Origin of the sequence: Bacteroides sp. LFL-34, from assembly GCF_027257075.1 — a bacterium.
Classification (GTDB): Bacteria; Bacteroidota; Bacteroidia; order Bacteroidales; family Bacteroidaceae; genus Bacteroides; species Bacteroides ovatus.
Genome location: NZ_JAPQKZ010000012.1, coordinates 1 through 21,113, shown reverse-complemented (window position 1 = coordinate 21,113; position 21,113 = coordinate 1). Strand labels below are relative to the sequence as shown.

Below are 21,113 nucleotides of genomic sequence, written 5' to 3'. Positions count from 1 at the left end.
CGAAGATAGGGATTTTCAACAAAAAGGAAGTCTTTTTACAAGAAATTTAATTCATATTCGTAAGTTAGTTGAAATGTTACAGATTCAAGGGGGCATAGGTTGATAGCAAATATCAATATATTCAATTCGTATCTCCTTAAATATTTGCTACTATTTTGATCATTTTAGAGGTTTGTCAATCTTTGTATTATGAGTTTCAAATAGTAGAGAAATAAGGCTGATTAAAGAATTGCGTTCGTTGCTATATCGTTACCCATTATTATACTATTCTTTTTCAAAAGTCTATTATTCAGTAGATTAAATTCACATTTCTTGTTTACTAGAATTTACTTTGCATAGTTGTGTTTTCATCCACTTCAGATGGATTAGTGAGTAAATAGATAGACAATGCTAACCACTTCATACCACTTTTGGACAGTTTTGAAAACGGCTCTTGATTCTTCTTTCATTTGCTGGTGAATTTTAATCAACACGTTTTATAAACTATTTAAAATTAAAAGTATGGAAGTAGTAACCATGGAAAAGAGAACCTTTTCGTATGTCTGCGAACGGTTCACTGAGTTTGCCAAACGGATAGAAAGTTTGTGTAGCACTCATACGCAGAAAGTAGAAAACTGGCTGGATAGTCAAGAAGTGTGCCTGTTGTTAGGTTTTAGCAAACGAACACTGCAATATTACCGAAGTCGTGGACGGCTGGCTTATTCTCAAATCGGAAGCAAGATTTATTATAAGTCTTCCGATATTGAAAGAATTATTGCGGACAGTGAAACACAAAATTAATCACTCAAACAAACCACATTTTATGAAAAGAGCTAAAGAAGATTACCCGTCCTTCAATCTGTTTTCCATTGTTGGCACATGGGAAAGCGTTAATCTGAATCCTACGATAATCCTTTATCGGAGCGATAAAGAGTACCTTCTTTCTATTATATATGTATCGGAAACCACTAAACAGGCTTCACCCGCTACTTATGAGATACAGCAAGATGGTAGCCAGTATTTTATTGCCACTGCATCCAAACGGCTCTATGTAGATTATGATTCGGCAAAAGATGTACTTAGCATTTCATCGCTGGGTGACTATCTGCGTAACTAGCCAGCTATCTAGCCATCTTGAAATCAATATTTCAATAAAACAATCTTTCAATCATGGAACTAATAAATAAAGATACCCCGCAAGTTAAAGAGTTTATTTCTTCGCTTGATTCGATGCTGAACGGTATTGAATCCATTGTAAAGCATTACAAACCCCACCTGAACGGGGAACGCTTTCTTTCCAACCATGAAGTTTCCAAGAAACTGAATGTCAGTTTGCGAACCCTGCAAGAATGGCGAGATACAGGGCTAATCCCCTTTATCCAGATAAAAGGTAAAATCATCTACCGTCAGAGTGATATTGATAAACTGCTTCAAAAACACTACTTTGAAAGTTGGAAAGAGTAATCTGTCAAGCCTAAAACATTGTTTTTCGGAATTTAATTTGAATCATTGACTTTTCCAGTGAAGTATTTAGTCTGTGCAAGTCTTTGGATAAAAATACGCTCGGAATGAAATGGAGAGGAAGATTTTTATTCAAACCGAAGGCTCGGACTTGAACAGGCTAAATGCGGAACTTACCTTTGTCAATGCTTCATATTAAGTTTTGGAAAACTTACCTTAAAAGAAAAGGATTGAGAAAATGAAATTCATTCTTCCCAATCCTTTTTCTATATTGCCTATTACTTTTATTATATAGTTAATTCTGATAAACAGCTATTTACTTTTTGCATATCCTTGAAAATATTCTGATCCAATACCCTTGCATAGTGTTTTGTTACGCTTGTATCTGTATGACCTAACATCTTAGCAACATTCTCCATACTCACGCCATTTGCAAGGCAAATGCTTGTGGCATAGCTATGACGGGCGGTATGTGTGCTAAGATTTTTATGAATTCCGCACACATCGGCAATTTCCTTCAAATAACTGTTCATGCGTTGATTACACAATACAGGTAAAAGTTTTCCGGTACACTCTGCCACATCCTTATATTTATCAAGTATGGAAGCTGCCACAGGTAACACAGGAATGTTACACATGATTTTGGTCTTTTGGCGGTTCTTCCTTATCCAAAGTTCTCCTTTATTGTCTTTTACCAAGTGTTCGGGTGATAAATCTTTCACATCGCTGAACGCCAAGCCAGTAAAAATGCAAAAGACAAAAACGTCACGTACCTGTTCTACTCGTTTAATTGTGAACTCTTTAGCGAGAATGATTTTAATCTCGTCCATTGTCAGAAATTCAGGATCTGTTTCTTCCAGTTTGAAGCGATAGTAAGCAAACGGATCTTTCTTTATCCAGTCGTTTTCCAAAGCAATGCGGATAATCTTCTTCAAATTCTTCAATCGGGTGATAGCGGAGTTCTGCGCACAACCTTTTTCAATCTTCAAAAAAGCATCGAACTTAGAAATGAAGTTGGCTTCCAAGTTATTCAGGGCAATATCCGGTAATTGATATTCTTTCTTAATGAATTCTTCTAAATATCGGGTAGTGGTTTCATACCGCTGGACGGTCTTACTTACAAAGTCTTTTCCAATCAGCTTACGGCTTTGTTCATTATGCTCTCTGAATACCTGCAATAGCGTTTTGTTATCTTCGTCCACACCATAATACAGTTTTCTAACAAGATCAACAGTGATAACCTTACCGGAAGTTTCCAGTTCTCTATAAATTTGGTGTACGTGGGAACGTGTGATTTCTAAGTAGTGGTTCAGCTCCACCGACATGCGGTCTTTGCCTTTTGAATTCTCTTTTGCCTGATTCCATAGGTTTACGGGACAACTTCTTTTGATAGAAATATCTACCATACAGCCGTTTACGGTGATTCTCATGCACACGGGTGCTTCTCCGTTCTTTAATAATTTGCCTTTCTTGATGAAGAACAATACAGAAAATGATTTTCGAGCCATTTTTACATCGTTTTTAAAGTTACAAAACTATGTATTCTCTTCCAAAGTAAGTCTATGCAAAATACTATGAATCAGTGAGAAAGATGCAAATTCGTGGGACTTTTTTGAACTAAATTTTAGTCCCACGATTTATCCACCGATAATATGCTTGAAACGGCTGTTTTCTGCTATCTGCCAGAAAAAAGAAATCCCTGATAATGTCTGATTATCAGGGATTTGCTTGATTTTTCTTTTGTTTTCAGTGATCCGCCTGGGGCTCGAACCCAGGACCCCAACATTAAAAGTGTTGTGCTCTACCTGCTGAGCTAGCGAATCAATCCTTATTTGCGAATCAGTTATTTCCTGATTGCGGGTGCAAAGGTAGTTACTTTTATTTAATTTGCAAGCATTCCGTAGAAAAAAGTTTCAATTATTTTTCCTAGTTATGGCTTGTTTCTTGATTATCAGTAGTTTCGGCTTCATCATATTTTATCTTTTCTTTGTTGATAATAAAGCGTTGGTAGTAGGAGAGCATTAAAGTTGTTAGTGGTAAGGCGATGATCATACCGAGCATTCCCATTAATGAACCCCAGATGGAAAGAGATAAAAGGATGATGGCAGGATTCAGTCCGGTAATCTTTCCCATGATTTTGGGGACAAGGAAGGTATCCTGTATGATTTGTACGATTGCAAAGACTGCTAATGCACATGCAATGATAATCCAGAAGTTCTGTCCGGTGTCGGCAGCTTTGAGGATTGCTAATAAAATAGTGGGAAGGAAGCCGATGATTTGCAAGTAGGGAACCATATTCAATGCTCCGATGAAAAGTCCCAAAGCGATAGCCATGGGGAAATCGATAATCAGGAAACCAATGCTGAAAAGAATACCTACGCAGAAAGCAACCAAAGCCTGTCCACGGAAATATCTGTTCATACCATCCTGTACGTCGTGAACCAGATTGGAGGCAAACGTACGGTATTTATTGGGTAGCAGATGCAACCATCCTTCAGCTATCGCTTCGTAATCCAATAATATAAAGATTACATATAATAATATAATGAAGGAGGCAAGAATGCTGAATAGAATGTTGAGAGATTCTGCAAGCAAAGTCCACACTCTGGGGACGGTATCCTTGATTGCCGCCAGGATATTCTCTTCACTTAATACACGGTTCAGTGCTTGAAGATCGATATTTTCGTGGATAAATTCAGAAAGACTCTTAGGCACATTGTTTCCGGCTCCATTGGTGAGGTAAGTCACCAGCAAGTCGTTCATTCTGCCTATTTCCGAAATCATCGGCGGCACTAATAGGTAGAATAAAGTGACTCCGATAACCGTAATAAGGAATAAGGAACAGAAGATGGAAATAATGCGGCTTTTCAATCGTAGCTTATACTGGAAGAATTTGACTAATGGATAGACCATATAAGCTATCAGCCACGCAATAAAGAAAGGTAATAACACTCCGCTAAGGCGTTCTACAAGCATTAATATTCCTACAACTAACACACATCCGATAGAACCGCGTATAAAACTGTCGAATGTTATCTTTTTCCTTTCCATAATCTTTTTCTTTTATAGAGTTTATACTTTCTGCTCATCTTCCCCTCGTGCACGGAGATAACATTCCCTGCACAGAGGCTCGTATTCGGCTGTTTCGCCTAAAAGAACCTGTTTCTCATTCTTGACAGTACGATGTGAGAAAGAAGCCAGCTGGCCACATTTCACACAGATTGCATGAACTTTGGAGACTTCATCGGCAATGGCGCACAATTGCGGCATTGGTCCGAATGGATTTCCTTTGAAGTCCATATCCAACCCTGCAATGATAACACGGATTCCATTATTGGCGAGCTGGTTGCATACATCAATCAAACCACTGTCGAAGAACTGTGCTTCGTCAATGCCTACTACATCTATCTCGGAAGTAAAGAGTAGGATACTGGCTGACGAATCGATGGGAGTGGAGGCGATAGAATGGCTGTCGTGAGAGACTACATCTTCTTCTGAATAACGGGTGTCGATAGCTGGTTTGAATATCTCTACACGTTGTTTCGCAAATTTCGCTCTCTTCATTCTACGAATCAATTCCTCTGTTTTTCCGGAGAACATGGAACCGCAGATTACTTCGATCCGGCCTCTTCTTCTAGTCTCCTGTATGTGGTCTTCTGAAAATAATACCATGAGATTTTGTGTTTTCTTGATTAAGTAAATATGTGGACAAAGGTAAGCAATTCAATGTGCAAGAACTGTTAAATTATCCATTATTTTAAGTTATTGCATAAATTATTCCTACATTCGCACCGTATAAACAATGGACTGACATGAAACAGAAGCTATTAACAGATATTGAGTTGGATGTTCATGAGTTGAAGTATCTCATGGATTCATTTACCAAGGAGCCGACTCCGACTTTGTCTGAACTGTTGAAGCGGAGCATTACACGGATGCAGGGACGTTTGGACGAACTGCAACAGGAGGTGGATGCTGTTCAGGTAATTTCTCCGTCAGCTGTGGAAGAGACAGCGGGAGAGGAGGATGAAGTTGCCGGGTCTGAAGTAGATTCACCTAGTATTATACAATCTCTTGAATCTGTTGTTGTGAAAGAAGATGAGGAAGAAGAGATTATTGTTGCGGAAGAGACCCCTGTAGTAATAGCAGAAGAGGAACCGGCAATTGTTGCGGAACCTGTCGTTGAAACTGTTGTGAAAGAGGAAGAACCTAAATCGGCTGTGTTGGGAGAAAGTCTCAAACTGTCTGCTGGCTTGCGACATGCTATCAGCTTGAATGATTCTTTCCGTTTTTCTCGTGAACTGTTCGGAGGCGACACTGATTTGATGAATCGGGTTATCGAACAGATATCAGTAATGAGTTCCTACAAGACTGCAGTCGCATTTCTGTCCTCGAAAGTCGAATTGAATGAAGAAAAGGAGGCGGTGAACGACTTTCTGGAACTACTAAAGAAATTTTTTAATCAATCAGCATAAAACAAAAACAAGATGGGAAAGCTATATGTGGTGCCTACGCCGGTAGGGAATCTGGAGGACATGACTTTTCGGGCTATCAAAGTCCTGAAAGAGGTCGATCTGATTTTGGCGGAGGATACACGTACTTCCGGTATTTTGCTGAAACACTTTGAAATAAAGAATGCAATGCAATCTCACCACAAATTTAATGAACATAAAACGGTGGAAAGTGTTGTTAATAGAATAAAGGCAGGTGAAACGGTGGCACTAATTTCGGATGCCGGAACGCCTGGAATTTCCGATCCCGGATTTCTGGTTGTTCGTGAGTGTGTACGCAACGGCATTGAAGTGCAGTGCTTGCCGGGAGCAACCGCTTTTGTTCCGGCACTCGTTGCATCGGGATTGCCGAACGAGAAGTTCTGCTTCGAGGGGTTTCTCCCCCAGAAGAAAGGACGGCAGACACGACTGAAGACATTGGCGGAAGAACACCGTACGATGGTGTTTTATGAATCACCCCACCGTCTGTTGAAGACGTTAACACAGTTTGCCGAATATTTCGGTGCTGAACGTCAGGCAACCGTGTCGCGTGAAATATCCAAGCTCCACGAAGAAACAGTTCGGGGCAGTTTGGCTGAATTGATAGAACACTTTACCGCTACCGAACCCCGGGGCGAGATTGTGATAGTATTAGCAGGAATAGATGATTAAATAATTTCATTAAAAAACGTAAAACGTAAACGTATGAAAAAGTTAGCTGTTTTATTTGTATGCGTAGCCATGTTAGCTTCGTGTGATAGCTTTAAAGGTGGAAGTAAAGACCTGAAAGCTGAAAATGATTCTCTTTTGATGGAACTGAACCAGCGCAATGCTGAACTGGATGATATGATGGGTACTTTCAATGAAGTTCAGGAAGGTTTCCGTAAGATCAATGCTGCCGAAAGTCGTGTTGACTTGCAACGTGGAACCATCACTGAAAACTCTGCCAGCGCCAAGCAACAGATTGCTTCTGACATCGAATTCATCTCTAAACAGATGGAAGAAAACAAAGCGCAGATTGCAAAGTTGCAGGCACAGTTGAAGAACAGCAATTACAATTCTGCACAGATGAAAAAAGCTGTTGCTGCTTTGACTGCTGAATTGAACGCTAAACAACAACGTATCGAAGAACTTCAAACAGAACTGGCTTCCAAGAATATCCGTATCCAGGAATTGGATGCTGCTGTCAGCGACTTGTCTGCTGCTAAAGAAACGTTGGCTGCAGAAAACGAAGCGAAAGCTAAAACCGTTGCTGAACAGGAAAAGAGCTTGAATGCTGCCTGGTTCGTATTCGGTACTAAATCTGAATTGAAAGCTCAAAAGATTCTTCAGAGCGGAGATGTATTGAAGAGCGCTGATTTCAATAAGGATTATTTCACTCAAATCGATATCCGTACAACCAAAGAAATCAAGTTGTACTCTAAACGTGCTGAGTTACTGACTACTCATCCGTCCGGTTCTTATGAATTGGTAAAAGATGACAAAGGCCAGTTGACATTGAAGATTACTAATCCTACTGAATTCTGGAGTGTATCCAGATACTTGGTTATTCAAGTAAAATAAGGTAGACATCCCTTTTTGAATTGCCAATGTGCTGATTCCTGGATTCAAGAAATTAGCACATTGGCTTTTTTGTTTCTTATTATACGCATAACTACTGATGAAATATAAAAATCTTTTTTTTGATCTTGATGATACCATCTGGGCTTTCTCTCAAAATGCCCGTGATACTTTTGAAGAAGTATATCAGAAATATTCATTCGACCGTTATTTTGATTCGTTCGATCATTATTATACCCTTTATCAGCAAAGAAATACCGAACTTTGGATTGAGTACGGCGAAGGAAAAATAACGAAAGATGAATTGAACCGTCAACGTTTCTTTTATCCTTTACAGGCTGTGGGAGTGGAAGATGAAGCGCTTGCCGAACAGTTCTCGAAAGATTTTTTCGCGATTATTCCCACTAAAAGTACTTTGATGCCTCATGCAAAGGAGGTATTGGAATATCTTGCTCCTAAATATAACCTCTATATCCTTTCCAATGGATTCCGTGAATTGCAATCATGCAAGATGCGGTCGGCAGGAGTGGACGGGTATTTCAAAAAAGTGATTCTTTCGGAAGATCTCGGAGTGTTGAAGCCTTGGCCGGCAATATTTAATTTTGCCTTGTCTGCCACTCAATCCGAATTGCGCGAATCCTTGATGATTGGTGACAGTTGGGAAGCGGATATAACCGGAGCGCACGGAGTAGGGATGCATCAGGCTTTTTACAATGTGACGGAACGGACTACTTTCCCTTTTCTTCCCACTTATCACATACATTCCTTGAAAGAATTAATGGATTTATTATAGGTTTTCTGGATTAAGTCGTATTTTTGTTGCGTTTTAATTTTGCATAAAATACGATATAATCATGGATAGTACGCTTCTGCCTTTTGCCTTACTTTGTTTCACTTCATTCTTTACATTGACCAACCCATTGGGAACGATGCCTGTCTTCCTTACCATGACTCATGGTATGACGGATAAGGAACGTCAGTCTATCGTACGTCGCGCCACCATTGTGTCGTTTATTACAATAATGGTATTTGTCTTTGCCGGGCAGTTTCTTTTTAAGTTTTTCGGTATTTCTACCAATGGCTTCCGTATTGCCGGTGGGGTGATTATCTTCAAGATCGGCTTTGATATGCTTCAAGCCCGTTATACACCAATGAAACTGAAAGATGAAGAAATCAAAACGTATGCGGATGATATCTCCATTACTCCTCTCGGCATTCCTATGTTATGCGGTCCCGGAGCGATTGCCAATGCTATTGTCTTGATGCAGGATGCACATTCTTATGAAATGAAGGGAATTTTGATCGGCACTATTGCCCTGATTTATCTGCTGACTTTCTTTATTCTTCGTGCTTCTACGAAATTGGTAAACGTATTGGGCGAGACGGGAAACAATGTAATGATGCGCCTCATGGGATTGATTCTGATGGTAATTGCGGTGGAATGTTTCGTCAGCGGATTGAAACCGATTTTGGTGGATATTGTGAGAGAGGGGATGCTTCCTTGATGATAAAAGATAGAAGGGTTGAAGAGTCCTTAAAATGAAATTTATCTTTGCTGTAAAAAATGAACTACCCTTATAGAAGTTAATAAGATATATATAAATAAAGCCGTAAATGGATGACAACTATCAGGAATATTTTATTTTAAATTACTTTTGTAAAAAATAGATTCCCGAGTTTTTTTATAACCCCCTTAATAGAAATGAGACTAAAACTCCAAGGCTTGCCAAAGAGTTTAGTCTCATTTTTACCTTTATAAATCAGTATCTTTTTTATATCTTGGAATTGGATATATTGTATCTACTCTTTTTTATTTCATTAAAAAGAAGTGAATTGTTTATGGATTCTGATCAGTGGCAATATTTAAGCTTTCATTACCGTCGAACTCTGTCATTGGAATCATCATCGTCATTTCCCAGTCTTCCGGATCAATATAACGTCTGTAGTCTAATAGACGTGCTCCTTCTCCCCATTATTCGATACGATGTTGAAGTAAATGTTTCTTACGTAAAACTATTTATGTATATATTTATAAATAATAAGACCTGCAATTTCGATTAATTCTAAAATTGCAGGTCTCATCTACTTATTTAAAACTTATCCTTATATGGAGGCAATATTAAAAAATGTTTTATCGAGGTAGATTATCACTCCATCCCTCTGTTTGTATAACTCCAAAACCTGAATTAACTTCAAAAGAAGGTATTGGGTACACAAATTTGGCAATGTTGAAATTAGTATACGCTCCATCTGCCACACTAATAATTTTGCCTAATCTTCTTGCATCAAAGAAGCGATGTCCTTCTTGAACCAGTTCTAATTTTCTTTCTTTGTCAATCACATCAATAATCGTCTGATCCTCTGCAATTTCACTATCATCCAAATCCGGGTTTCTTTTTGCCGCTACTTCCAACAGTTTTTCTTTAGCTTTACCATAATCAGGAGTTGATTGTTTTGCATATGCTTCTGCCTGTATTAAATACATTTCAGGCAGTCTGAAAACCGGCAAGTTAGAAATCTGATTATTGGTTGTGATACCACGCATTTTTCCACCAGTCCACGTACCGCCAAGAAGTGCCAGACGAATATCATTAGATGAATATTCTGCTATTGTTGCGCTGTTAATAGACAAACCGTATTTATTCCATAAAGTATTCAGAGCATTAGCAGATAAATAATCATCTTCGGCTTTTGCTATAAAGAAAATGTCTTCTGTCGAAACAGCCAATGTCGTGTACATATTCTTATAGTCTTCTTTGGTTGATACAATTGTACCACCACTTAGGGTTATTGCCTCTTGAGCCGCCGTAATAGCCCCTTCGTAATTTTTCATATAGAGTTTTACGCGAGCTTCAAGTGCAGCAACTGCAGCCGTATTCATATACTGTTTACCTACATTTTCAACACCTTCTTTAGCATAATATTCTTTAGCCTTCGTTATATCATCAAGAATCAGGCTATAATTTTGTTCTACACTAACTCTTGACACCTGTGAATAGGCAGGGACGGGCTCAGTAACGTTTACGATACCTAATGTCGTTTTGTTGGCTTCCGAATATGGCAAACCAAACATGTTAGTCAAATAGAAAGAACAGAGGGCTTTAATTGCATAGGCTTGAGCGATGCATCCTTCCACTTCTGTCAGATCCCCCTTTGTTACTTCTTTAAATGAAGCACCTTCTTTAATGATACGTGCACAACGGTCGATAGCCCAATATCCGTATGCCCATATTTCTTCTATGTATGAATTAGTATCCAGTATCTGATAGCGGAAGATGTCATAGAAATGGGACGTTGCAACGGAATGTGAAGTGATATCCGTTGGCGCATCTCCAATTGCTAATACATCACGTCCCAGAAAACGATATGAACCTAATGTGTAATATACACCATTTAAAGCATTCTGAAAATCTTGGGTAGTAACCAAGGCTTCTTCTGTCGGAACAGAAGTTGATGGCGTTTCTGTCAAGAAGTCATCGCATGCGGTGAATGAAATTGCCATCCAACCGGTTAATAAAGCAAATAATATTTTCTTCATTGTCATAAATTTCTAAAGTTATTTTTTAGAAGCTAAGATTAAGACCGAACATGATATTTCTAGGTACAGGATATGCCCAAGACTGCATACCGGTAGATCTAGTTTGTGGATCAAATCCTATAAAATCTTTAGCAGTGATAGTGAACAAATTGTCAGCAGAGATATAAACTCTTAAATTGTCAATAGCCACTTTATTCATAAGGTTCTTCGGAAGAGTATATCCTAAAACCATGGATTTCATTCTCAAATAAGAACCGTTCATTAAGAAACGGCTGGAATTAGTTTCTGCTCCCGAGTTGTCTCCAGCTACAAATTTGGGTACGTCGGTTATATCTCCCGGCTTTTGCCAGCGGTTGTCATAAACATAGTTAGATACCGGACCTAAGAAATAATGTCCAACCTGCATATCAAATGCAAATCCGGAGTTATATACTTTATTTCCCAAGGTGAAACTGGTATCAAAAGAGAAGTCAAAACCTTTGTATTTGAAATTCATTCCAAAGCCACCATAAAATTTAGGATCGGCAGAACCTACAATTCGCTGACCGGCCTCATTTACATTTTTTGTTTTCTCATCCCCTTCTTGTCCTTTATACCACATTGCTTCTCCTGTTTCAGGATCCACTCCTGCATATTCCGGCATATAGAATGTATTATACGCCTCGCCAACTTTTCTGATAGTTAGAGTATTCTCAATTGGTTTTTCTGTGGCAAGTTTTATGATTTTATTTTTATTTGCCGTACCAGTGAAACGAACATCCCAACTGAAATCCTTATTTCTAAGTACGTTAGCGTTAATCAAGAATTCTATACCTTTGTTTTCCATCTCACCTACATTTTTTAGGATAGACCCGAATCCAGTTGTGTAAGAAAGTGGTACATCAAATATCATATCTTTTGTCCGTTGGTTATAATAATCTACTTCGAGTGTCAGTCTTTCAAAGAAAACAGCATGGATACCGATATCGGCTTTTGCAACAGTCTCCCATTTTAGATCCGGATTGGCTATTTGGTAAGGAATAGCTCCTGGTTTACCATTATAAGAATATCCATAATTATATAATCCCATTGCTGCATAATAACCAATATCCTGATTACCTACAGTTCCATAACTACCTCTGATAGTCAAATCTGTCAACCAACTTTTGGTATTTTCCATAAAGCTTTCGTTAGAGATGCGGTATTTTGCTCCTATAGACCAGAAAGAAGCCCATTTGTTGTTTACACCAAATCTTGACGAGCCGTCATAACGGAAACTGCCTGACAGATAATATTTATCATTCAAGTTATATTCTGCATTCATAAAGAACGAAGAAAGAGTGCTTGCTTTGGTTGAAGATCCCGCCCCTGTTGGCTTGGAAGCATTGTCCAATTCAAAAACAGCATCACTAGGATATCCACTGGCAGCTGCATAAATTGTTCTATAAGATATTTTCTGTGCTTCTTGTCCCAACAATACATTCAAATGATGCATGTCTTTGAAAGTGCGGTTGAAGTTTACGGTATTGGTAATGGTCAAGGTTGTTGCCCTTTCCTGATTTCTTTGACCAAGCATACCGCTACCGGAATATTGAGGATTATAAATTGAACTGTAAAAGAACTCGTCCAAGTCAATTAAGCTCAATCCTGCATTTGTCTTCCATGTTAAGCCATCAATAATATTATAAGTAAAATATGGATTCACAACCAATGTAATCTGCTTTTGATTGCGTTTATCACCTTTTTCTTTATCGTTAATGGCTACAGGATTATAATTAACATTTGTATTATATGTTCCATCTTCATTGCGCACCTGTTCAAACGGACGGATGTCATATACTGCTACAATAGGATTAGTATATTGGCTTTCAGTCATAGTATTGTTTATATCGGAGAGTGCTCCATTCACAGAAAGTCCATATCCTATCCGCCCGCTTTTTCCATCTAAACTAATACGTCCGCTATAGCGTTTCATTCCAGTTCCGATGACGATACCTGTATTCTGAAAATATCCTCCACTAATATAATAGCGCAAATTTTCATTCCCACCTTGAGCACTGATATCATATTCTTGTGAAAAACCATTTTGCAGAATCTCCTTCAGCCAATCCACACTCTTGATATTTTGCGTCAAGTCCACATTATACCAATCCATAACATAGGCATTCAGCCATTCAGCAGAAGTCATGCCATCCTCACCGTCATATCCTGCATTTGTTAGTCCTTCGGTCCAGATCTCTTTGTATTTATCCAGATTTGTCGTACGATAATTATGATCTATCTTACCTACAAAACTAGTTCCGACTTTTGCATTCACATTAAAACGCGCTTTTCCCAGACTACCTTTTTTAGTAGTAACTACAATTACTCCATTCGCTGCACGAGCTCCATAAATAGCTGTAGCTGTAGCATCTTTCAAAACTGTGATGGACTCAATGTCGTTAGGATTGATATTAGCCATCGGACTTGCCGCCATATCCCCTGTCCCGGCTTTGTTATAAGCCCCCATTTTGTCTGTGTAAATGGCAATACCATCAATTACGTATAAAGGTTCGGTTCCAGAATTCATTGAACCAACTCCACGAATAGTAGTAGAAGCGTATGCACCAGGTTGTCCAGTCAAGCTATTTACTTGTAAACCAGCTACTGATCCTTCCAAAGACTTCATAAAGTTTGCATCTGTTTTTTTCATCAAGTCCTTATTATCCACCGTTTGGGCAGATCCCGTAAATGCCGCTTTTTTAGTTACCCCATATCCGGTTACCACAACCTCATCTATTAGCTGTGCATCAGATTTGAGAACCACTCGCAAATTGGGCTTTATCGCCACTTCCTGCGTCTGCATACCGATGTACGAAATCTGCAAAGTCTTTGCAGAACTTGGTACATTCGACAAATTAAAATTACCATCTACATCTGTGATTGTACCCAGAGTGGTACCTTTTACCAACACAGAAGCGCCAACAACTGGCTGCCCGTCTTCTTCAGAAATCACAACGCCTGTGACCTTTTGAGTCTGGGCAGTTACTAGGCCTATGCCCACAAAAAGGCATGCCAATAACAGCATTAATTTTCTTTTCATAAATTCTCTCTTAAAGTTTAACTTTACATTATTTGTATCTTTACTCTAACAATTTGCAAATATATTAATAAAACTGAAACTAGCAATTATATTAATAAAAAAAGGTTGCAAATATAACATTTTGTTATTTTACAAGCTGTATTTATGCCGATAAGCATATTTTTTTCAACCAAAAGCTTTGATTGCTAAAACAGCAATTGACACTTTGCATAAGCAAAATGCCTCTTTTAATATTTCTTTTACTCGTTTTTAGTCATAAAACACCTTTAAAAGCCATTCTTTTTGCTTTTTTCGTGAAAAAGCGAATAAAAAAGTGGCATTTAATTTAAAGTTTTGTGAATACCAAGTGATTTGAAGATTTATTTTTTAGAGATATTAATGCTTATTCGCCTCTGATATAGCACAGAATTACGTCTAATTTGTTCTATTATTAATTAAAAAATGAAAGTATGGAAAAGATCAGTTACAACCTTGTGTTTAACAGAAAGAAGAGATTGAATAAAAGAGGAATGGCATTAGTTCAGGTAGAAGCCTATCTGAACAGGAAAAAGATGTATTTCTCCACCAAAATATATCTCAAACCGGAACAGTGGGATGCCAAACGAAAAATGGTGAAGAATCATCCTAATGCGAATGTTTTGAATCGTATGTTATATGAAAATATAGCAGCTATTGAGCAAACAGAACTTGGACTATGGCAACAGGGAAAGTCCATATCGTTAGATTTATTAAAAAATTCTATTGATAAACCTCTAAGCAATGGAAGGTCGTTTTTGACTTTTTTTAAAGAGGAGATAGCCAATTCTTCTTTGAAAGAAAGTACCCGTCAAAATCACCTTTCCACGCTTGAATTACTTCAGGAGTTCAAGAAAGAGGTATTATTTACCGATTTGACATTTGAGTTTGTGTCTTCATTTGATAATTATCTGCAATCTAAAGGTTATCACCTTAATACTATTGCCAAGCACATGAAGCATCTGAAACGATATATTAATGTTGCAATAAATAAGGAGTATATGGATATACAGAAGTATGCCTTTAGAAAATATAAAATTAAAAGTATAGAAGGAAGCCATACACACTTAGCTCCGGAAGAGTTACACAAATTTGAGAATTTGCAGCTGACTGGAAGATATACGAGACTGCAAAAAACAAAAGATGCTTTTTTATTTTGCTGTTATGCTGGATTACGATATTCTGATTTCACTAATCTGACCTCTGCAAATATTGTTGAGTTCCATCAGGAGACTTGGATAATATACAAATCTGTCAAAACAGGTATGGAGGTACGCCTTCCTTTATATTTATTATTTGAGGGTAAAGGAATCCAGATATTGCAACGCTATAAAGATGACTTCAATAGTTTTTTCAAGTTGAAAGACAATTCTAATATTAATAAGGAATTAAACATATTGGCAGGCTTGGCTAAAATTGATAAACGTGTATCGTTTCACACCGCCCGTCATACAAATGCTACCTTATTATTATATAATGGTGCCAATATAACTACTGTACAAAAACTGTTAGGACATAAAAGTGTAAAGACCACGCAGGTATATGCGAATATAATGGATATTACAGTGGTGCGTGATCTTGAGAAAACTGCCTCATCAAAAAAATAATAATAAGCACAAAAACTAAACGAAAGTGTTCTGTTTTTAAGATTTGGTTATAGAAATGGAAGGTATAATTTTCTCTAATAGAAGAAAGTGTGTATAATTAAATGAAAGAATATGCAATATAAGTTCCGAAAACGCATATATATAATCTAAAGATACATCATAATTACGAATATTATCACTCGTCCCATTTAAAGGAATAAAGCGTTCCTTTAAAAGGAACGAGTCATTGGTCGTAGAGAAGCCCTTGCTTTCTTTAAAAGGAAAGGATTAAAAGCTAATTTATAAACTTGACAGCCTCTAATAGCTATTAAAATCCGGCATTTGGGGTTCTTTCATTTTAGCATCAGATAAATGATAAATACCTCTTTTTGCATAATTAGATGTAATTACACAATCTCTTTGATACAGAAAAAGCATATAACCATCCAATATAAATATTCATCAATCATATTCTCTGCGATTTTGGAGGATATTTGAATCCACCCCTGCATATTTTAAAATATACAGTAATAAAATATGCATTTTTTCATCTGGAGTTTTTCTTTTTCTTAGATTACCGTTTGCTAATGAATATATTATTATAGTCAATAATTATTGGATATAATTTAGAACAAGAAAACCATCTTCAACAGTTAAGATGGAAATAAGTTTTAGCTTATATCATATAAGATAAGAACTTAAATAATTAATTAATAGATGGTTATGCCCTATTTTTGATAGAAATCTGGTATCATAAATCAGTAAACTAATATGTTTGGTAGGTGCTTAATATATTGATAATCTGTATAATAACTACAACAAAAAAATATTTCCAAAGGAAAGCAAACATCATATATATTGTTAGTAATCAACATATTATAGTTGTATTTAGTTCTGCAAAGACTTTGCAGATTTCGTATATTGGTATGCAGACACAAGAAGTGGTGATCAAACCAACTTTAAAAGTTGTGCTAAAGTCTGATTCCCAAAATCTAGATGAGGTTGTAGTGACAGCTATGGGGATTAAGCGATCGGAAAAATCCCTAGGTTATGCCGTATCTAGTGTGAAGGGAGATGAAATAACTAAAGCACGTGAAAGTAATGTACTTAATTCATTGTCTGGTAAGATTGCGGGACTGCAAATAGCCCAATCATCTGGTACGGTAGGTGGTAGTTCAAGTATACAGATTCGTGGAGCTTCGTCTATTGGTACCGTTTCTTCTCCTTTATTTATTATTGACGGGCTTCCAATTGACAATGGTTCCTATAACCCTGACAGAACTAATGGTATAGTTGATGTCGGTAATCGTGCAGGGGATATTAATTCAGATGATATTGAATCTATCAATGTATTGAAGGGAGCAGCTGCAACAGCATTGTATGGAGCGCGTGCAAAGGATGGTGCTATCGTTATTACTACTAAGAAGGGAAAGAAGAACTCACCGGTGTTTGTAACAGTAAACTCTTCTACACGATTTGAAAATGTACTAAAGTTACCTGACTTTCAAAATGAATATGCACAAGGCAGTTATGGTGTATATAATGTGAAAATGTTGAATGGTTGGGGACCGAAGATCTCATCGGTACAAGATCAGCAGTTTACAGATTACAAAGGTGATAAAGTGACTTTGAAGGCAAATCCTGATAATGTAAAGGATTTCTATGAAACGGGAATGAGTTATATTAATAATGTATCAGTTGCGGGGGGTGGTGAAAAGGCGGACTTCCGTTTGAGCTTTACTTCTACTAATCAGACTGGTGTTGTACCTGGATCTGACTATAATAAATACGCTTTTTCTGTCAATGCGGGTATGAATTTTACTAAGAACTTCACAGGTCGTATTTCTGCTCAATATATACGTTCCGACTCTGAAGGTCGTCCAGCGCAAGGTGCAAATGATAGTAACCTACTGATTCCATTGATTAATGGATTGCCGAGAACTATTGATATACATGATATTCAAAAGAATTGGGTGGATGAGAATGGAAAGCAAATCACATTAGATCCGGAAGGTAAAAGTAATAATCCATATTGGATTATTAATAAGAATAAGTTTACCAATAATTTAGATCGTATGATTGGTAATATCACATTGACTTATAAACCGATTGAAGGACTGACTATCACCAATAATGCCGGAACAGATTTTTACACAGAAGGAAGGCGTAAGGTATATGCAAAAGGTACTGTAGGAGCCTTGAACGGAAAGTTCCAGACTTGGAATTTGTATAAAAGAATTATAAATAATGACTTAATGGTTTCTTACGAGAAGACTTTTGCAAATGACTATCATTTTAAGGTAATGATGGGGCATAATCTCTATCAGGAGGAATGGAAGAATGAAAATGTGCAGGCGCAGAATCTGGTTGTTGATGGGCTATACACATATACTAATGCGAAGTCTACTACTCCGGTAAATTATTATGAAAAGAAACGTCTTGTTGGTTTATATGGAGATATTAGTTTGGGATACAAAGATATGCTTTTCGTAAATGTAACAGAACGTAATGACTGGTCGTCTACTCTACCGATCAATAATCGTTCCTATTTCTATCCTTCCATAAGTGGTAGTTTTATTTTTACGGAGTTGATGGAAAACAAAGATATTCTGAATTTTGGTAAGGTTCGTTTGAGTTATGCTAATGTGGGTAGTGATGAAGATCCGTACAATTTGGCATTTAAATATACTCCCGCTAGTACTTACTTTTTGCAATATCTGGGTAATGTTAACACTTTCCCCCATATGGGATTAGTTGGCTTTACGGGACCTCGTGTCTTACCAAATGAGAATTTGAAGCCGCAAAATCAAAGTTCTTTTGAAGTTGGAGCTGATTTGCGTTTCTTCGGTGGAAAAATTAGGTTAGATATGACTTATTATAGCAATATTACAAAGAATCAGATTGTAAGTATTGATGTCCCATTGTCAACAGGCTACTTTGCCAATAATATTAATGCCGGGAAGATTGCCAATAAAGGTGTTGAAGTAACTTTGGGGTTGACTCCTGTGGAAACACGTGATTTTAAATGGGACCTGGATGCAACATTTGCTTCAAATAAGCAGACAGTGGAGGAGTTAGCTGAAGGACTTGATGAATATACGTTAACGAGTGGACTGAGCGGTTTACAAATTAAGGCTGCTAAAGGAGATTCGTTTGGCTTGTATGGCACGGGTTGGAAACGTGATGACCAAGGAAATTATGTGATTAATTCTAAAACAGGTTTGAGAGAAACTGTTAATAACGTGCGTTTAGGAGATGTATATCCTGATTTTACGATGGGAATCAACAATACATTTACTTATAAGGGAGTTACCTTGAGTTTCTTGATTGATATCCGTCATGGAGGTTCTTTGTATTCAGAGACTGTAGCTAATTTAAGAAGTAGCGGTTTGGCTGCTGAAACAATAGCTCACCGTGAAGATGCTTCCTTTATTGAGCCGGGTGTAATCCTTCAGGATGATGGAACATATAGACCTAATGATGTTCCTGTGAAAAGTATGCAGGATTATTGGCAGCATATATCCAATTCTAGTAATAATGAAGGGAATATCTATAATGCATCATTTGTAAAACTCAGAGAGGTACAGTTGTCTTATAGCTTCCCACGCAAATGGTTCAAGAGCTTTTTTGTTAAATCATTGGATTTAGGTTTTGAGGCACGTAACTTATGGATTATTAAAGATCATGTGCCACATATTGATCCGGAAGCTAACTTCTTCGGTCCTTCTCAGATTGGGGGTGGTGTAGAGTTTAACAGCATACCTTCTACCAGAAGTTTTGGATTTAATGTCAGATTAACATTGTAAGATTTAAACGAATATGATAATGAAAAAGAAAATATTAACATACGCATTGAGCGCTTTGGCATGTTTAACTTCATGTAGCGATTGGCTCGATATTAACCATGATCCCAATACTGCCGAGAAAGTTGATCCCGGGTATTTGTTTAACTATGTAGCTGTAAACTGGGCTGGAACACGCACTGGTGGTGACTTTTATATTCCTTTATCTATGAGTTCACAGTGTCAAGTTGATGGTGGACTTGATTACGGTGGCTGGGATGAATCTGTATATACTATTTCTCCTTATAGTACAGGGAATGTCTGGAAACATTATTATTCTGTAGGTGGCAATAATTTGATGTTAGCTATTAAAAATGCAGAAGAGTCAGAACCGGTGAATCACAATGCTATTGCGCAGTGTAAGATTCTTTTGGCTGAGCATATGTATGAGGCAACGATGTTGTGGGGAGATATTCCTTTCACAGAATCCTGGAACGGAACAATTAAATATCCGAAATTTGATTCTCAGGAAAGTGTATTGAATGGTGTTTTGTCATTACTTGATGAGGCATTACAGCTTATAGATCTGAATGATGCTAATGCAATTGATGAGTACGATATCTATTACAAAGGTGATATGAACAAATGGATGACTTTGGCAAAGTCTTTAAAATTCAGAACATTGATGGTTATGGTAGATAAAGACCCTTCTAAGGCTGCTGCTATTGGTACGTTGCTGCAGGCTGGAGGAATGGTTGCATCAGCAGCGGACAATTTGGTATTTCCTTACTCTACAGATCCGGGTAACCAGAACCCTAAATATGAACTTATAGAATTGGTTGGGGGGACACAAATATTGTTCTTTGCCAGCAATTATATGTTGAAACCGATGCAAGAACGTAATGATCCCCGTATTCCCTGTTATTTTGAACCGGGTGCGGATGGTGTATACCGGGGGTTGGGTAATAGAGAGGCTGCAAAGACGGATGATGAAGAAAATCTACTGTCATCTGTTGTAAGCAACTACCTTTTCAGAAGAGACGCTCCGGAATTGATTTATTCTTGTCAAGAACAGCTACTTTTGGAAGCAGAAGCTTATGCGCGCGGATTAGGAGTTGCTCAAAATCTGTCGAAAGCTAATGAACTGTACCTGAAAGGAATTCGTGAAGCATGTGCTTTTTATGGAGTTGCGGAATCCGATATTGATACATATGTTACAGGTTTACCGGAATTGACAACGATGACCCAGGAAAAAGCTCTGTATGAGATTCATATGCAGCAATGGATTGATTTGATGGATCGTCCGTTTGAGGAGTTTGTACAATGGAGGCGATCTGGTACTGCCGGAAACGAGGTCCCGACATTGCAAGTCCCGGAAGATGCAACTTCAAAAGAATTGATCAGAAGATGGGAATATAGTCCTGAAGAAATGACAGCTAATATTAATGCACCGAAAGAATCTCCGAAAATCTGGGAAAAACTATGGTTTGATTTATAATTGAATTACCATAAATGATACGAAAGAGGTTGTGTCAAAACGCTGACACAGCCTTTTTTTATGCGCAAAGCCCAGACTTTCTCAAGCCCGGGCTTTGTTATTACCCAAAGTTTTCGTATCTTTAGGTATAAAGTTTTTCGTTA

The 21,113-nt window shown here is 37.7% G+C and carries 16 protein-coding genes and 1 tRNA gene; 11 read left to right on the top strand and 6 right to left on the bottom strand.

Translation table 11 applies throughout. The annotated features are described in order from the left end of the window. Positions 1–501 precede the first annotated feature (501 nt). The 3 genes from N5O98_RS09215 to N5O98_RS09205 are packed head-to-tail and all read left to right on the top strand — an operon-like array spanning position 502 to position 1,443. On the top strand, positions 502–780 hold the full coding sequence (locus N5O98_RS09215) for a helix-turn-helix domain-containing protein (protein WP_022199165.1): 279 nt from the start codon (positions 502–504) through the stop codon (positions 778–780). A gap of 22 nt (positions 781–802) precedes the next feature. Next, positions 803–1,096: a DUF3876 domain-containing protein gene (locus tag N5O98_RS09210; protein ID WP_022199166.1), complete on the top strand. Its 294-nt coding sequence runs from the start codon at positions 803–805 to the stop codon at positions 1,094–1,096. Between the two features lie 53 nt (positions 1,097–1,149). Beyond that, on the top strand, positions 1,150–1,443 hold the full coding sequence (locus N5O98_RS09205) for a helix-turn-helix domain-containing protein (protein ID WP_002560566.1): 294 nt from the start codon (positions 1,150–1,152) through the stop codon (positions 1,441–1,443). 284 nt (positions 1,444–1,727) lie between these two features. Here N5O98_RS09205 and N5O98_RS09200 read toward each other — a convergent pair whose 3' ends face one another. The 4 genes from N5O98_RS09200 to N5O98_RS09185 form a co-directional block, all read right to left on the bottom strand. After that, a complete protein-coding gene (locus N5O98_RS09200) occupies positions 1,728–2,948 on the bottom strand; it encodes a site-specific integrase (protein ID WP_074705875.1) in 1,221 nt (406 codons plus the stop codon). A 242-nt stretch (positions 2,949–3,190) separates the two neighbouring features. Beyond that, a tRNA-Lys gene (locus N5O98_RS09195) sits at positions 3,191–3,263 on the bottom strand. Between the two features lie 103 nt (positions 3,264–3,366). Then, positions 3,367–4,491 carry an AI-2E family transporter gene (locus N5O98_RS09190; RefSeq protein WP_074705872.1) on the bottom strand — a complete coding sequence of 375 codons (1,125 nt, stop codon included), beginning with the start codon at positions 4,489–4,491 and terminating at the stop codon, positions 3,367–3,369. A 21-nt stretch (positions 4,492–4,512) separates the two neighbouring features. Then, positions 4,513–5,112 carry a thymidine kinase gene (locus N5O98_RS09185; protein WP_004299175.1) on the bottom strand — a complete coding sequence of 200 codons (600 nt, stop codon included), beginning with the start codon at positions 5,110–5,112 and terminating at the stop codon, positions 4,513–4,515. A 140-nt stretch (positions 5,113–5,252) separates the two neighbouring features. On the opposite strand from N5O98_RS09185, the gene N5O98_RS09180 reads away from it, so the two are divergent. The 5 genes from N5O98_RS09180 to N5O98_RS09160 all read left to right on the top strand — a co-directional run bounded on the left by N5O98_RS09180 (position 5,253) and on the right by N5O98_RS09160 (position 8,995). Further along, positions 5,253–5,915 (top strand): hypothetical protein, encoded by a 663-nt coding sequence (locus N5O98_RS09180; protein WP_004315220.1) that lies wholly within the window; start codon positions 5,253–5,255, stop codon positions 5,913–5,915. A 12-nt stretch (positions 5,916–5,927) separates the two neighbouring features. Then, positions 5,928–6,602: a 16S rRNA (cytidine(1402)-2'-O)-methyltransferase gene (gene rsmI, locus N5O98_RS09175; protein WP_004299177.1), complete on the top strand. Its 675-nt coding sequence runs from the start codon at positions 5,928–5,930 to the stop codon at positions 6,600–6,602. Positions 6,603–6,635: 33 nt separating this feature from the next. Beyond that, positions 6,636–7,493, top strand: a complete 858-nt coding sequence (locus tag N5O98_RS09170) for a Cbp1 family collagen-binding glycoprotein adhesin (RefSeq protein ID WP_004299178.1) — start codon at positions 6,636–6,638, stop codon at positions 7,491–7,493. Between the two features lie 97 nt (positions 7,494–7,590). Then, positions 7,591–8,283 carry a YjjG family noncanonical pyrimidine nucleotidase gene (locus N5O98_RS09165; protein WP_004299179.1) on the top strand — a complete coding sequence of 231 codons (693 nt, stop codon included), beginning with the start codon at positions 7,591–7,593 and terminating at the stop codon, positions 8,281–8,283. Between the two features lie 61 nt (positions 8,284–8,344). Then, positions 8,345–8,995 (top strand): MarC family protein, encoded by a 651-nt coding sequence (locus N5O98_RS09160; RefSeq protein ID WP_004323496.1) that lies wholly within the window; start codon positions 8,345–8,347, stop codon positions 8,993–8,995. 626 nt (positions 8,996–9,621) lie between these two features. On the opposite strand, the gene N5O98_RS09155 is transcribed toward N5O98_RS09160, so the two are convergent. Both N5O98_RS09155 and N5O98_RS09150 read right to left on the bottom strand, forming a co-directional pair. Then, positions 9,622–11,034: a RagB/SusD family nutrient uptake outer membrane protein gene (locus tag N5O98_RS09155; RefSeq protein ID WP_004299182.1), complete on the bottom strand. Its 1,413-nt coding sequence runs from the start codon at positions 11,032–11,034 to the stop codon at positions 9,622–9,624. A 19-nt stretch (positions 11,035–11,053) separates the two neighbouring features. Next, entirely contained in the window at positions 11,054–14,089 is a 3,036-nt protein-coding gene (locus tag N5O98_RS09150) for a SusC/RagA family TonB-linked outer membrane protein (protein WP_269495617.1), read from the bottom strand. A 449-nt stretch (positions 14,090–14,538) separates the two neighbouring features. On the opposite strand from N5O98_RS09150, the gene N5O98_RS09145 reads away from it, so the two are divergent. The 3 genes from N5O98_RS09145 to N5O98_RS09135 all read left to right on the top strand — a co-directional run bounded on the left by N5O98_RS09145 (position 14,539) and on the right by N5O98_RS09135 (position 20,970). Then, on the top strand, positions 14,539–15,711 hold the full coding sequence (locus N5O98_RS09145; RefSeq protein WP_004299185.1) for a site-specific integrase: 1,173 nt from the start codon (positions 14,539–14,541) through the stop codon (positions 15,709–15,711). An 830-nt stretch (positions 15,712–16,541) separates the two neighbouring features. After that, positions 16,542–19,496, top strand: coding sequence for a SusC/RagA family TonB-linked outer membrane protein (locus N5O98_RS09140; RefSeq protein ID WP_332108454.1), 2,955 nt, complete (start codon positions 16,542–16,544; stop codon positions 19,494–19,496). A gap of 13 nt (positions 19,497–19,509) precedes the next feature. After that, positions 19,510–20,970, top strand: coding sequence for a SusD/RagB family nutrient-binding outer membrane lipoprotein (locus N5O98_RS09135; protein WP_004299187.1), 1,461 nt, complete (start codon positions 19,510–19,512; stop codon positions 20,968–20,970). Positions 20,971–21,113: the final 143 nt, after the last annotated feature.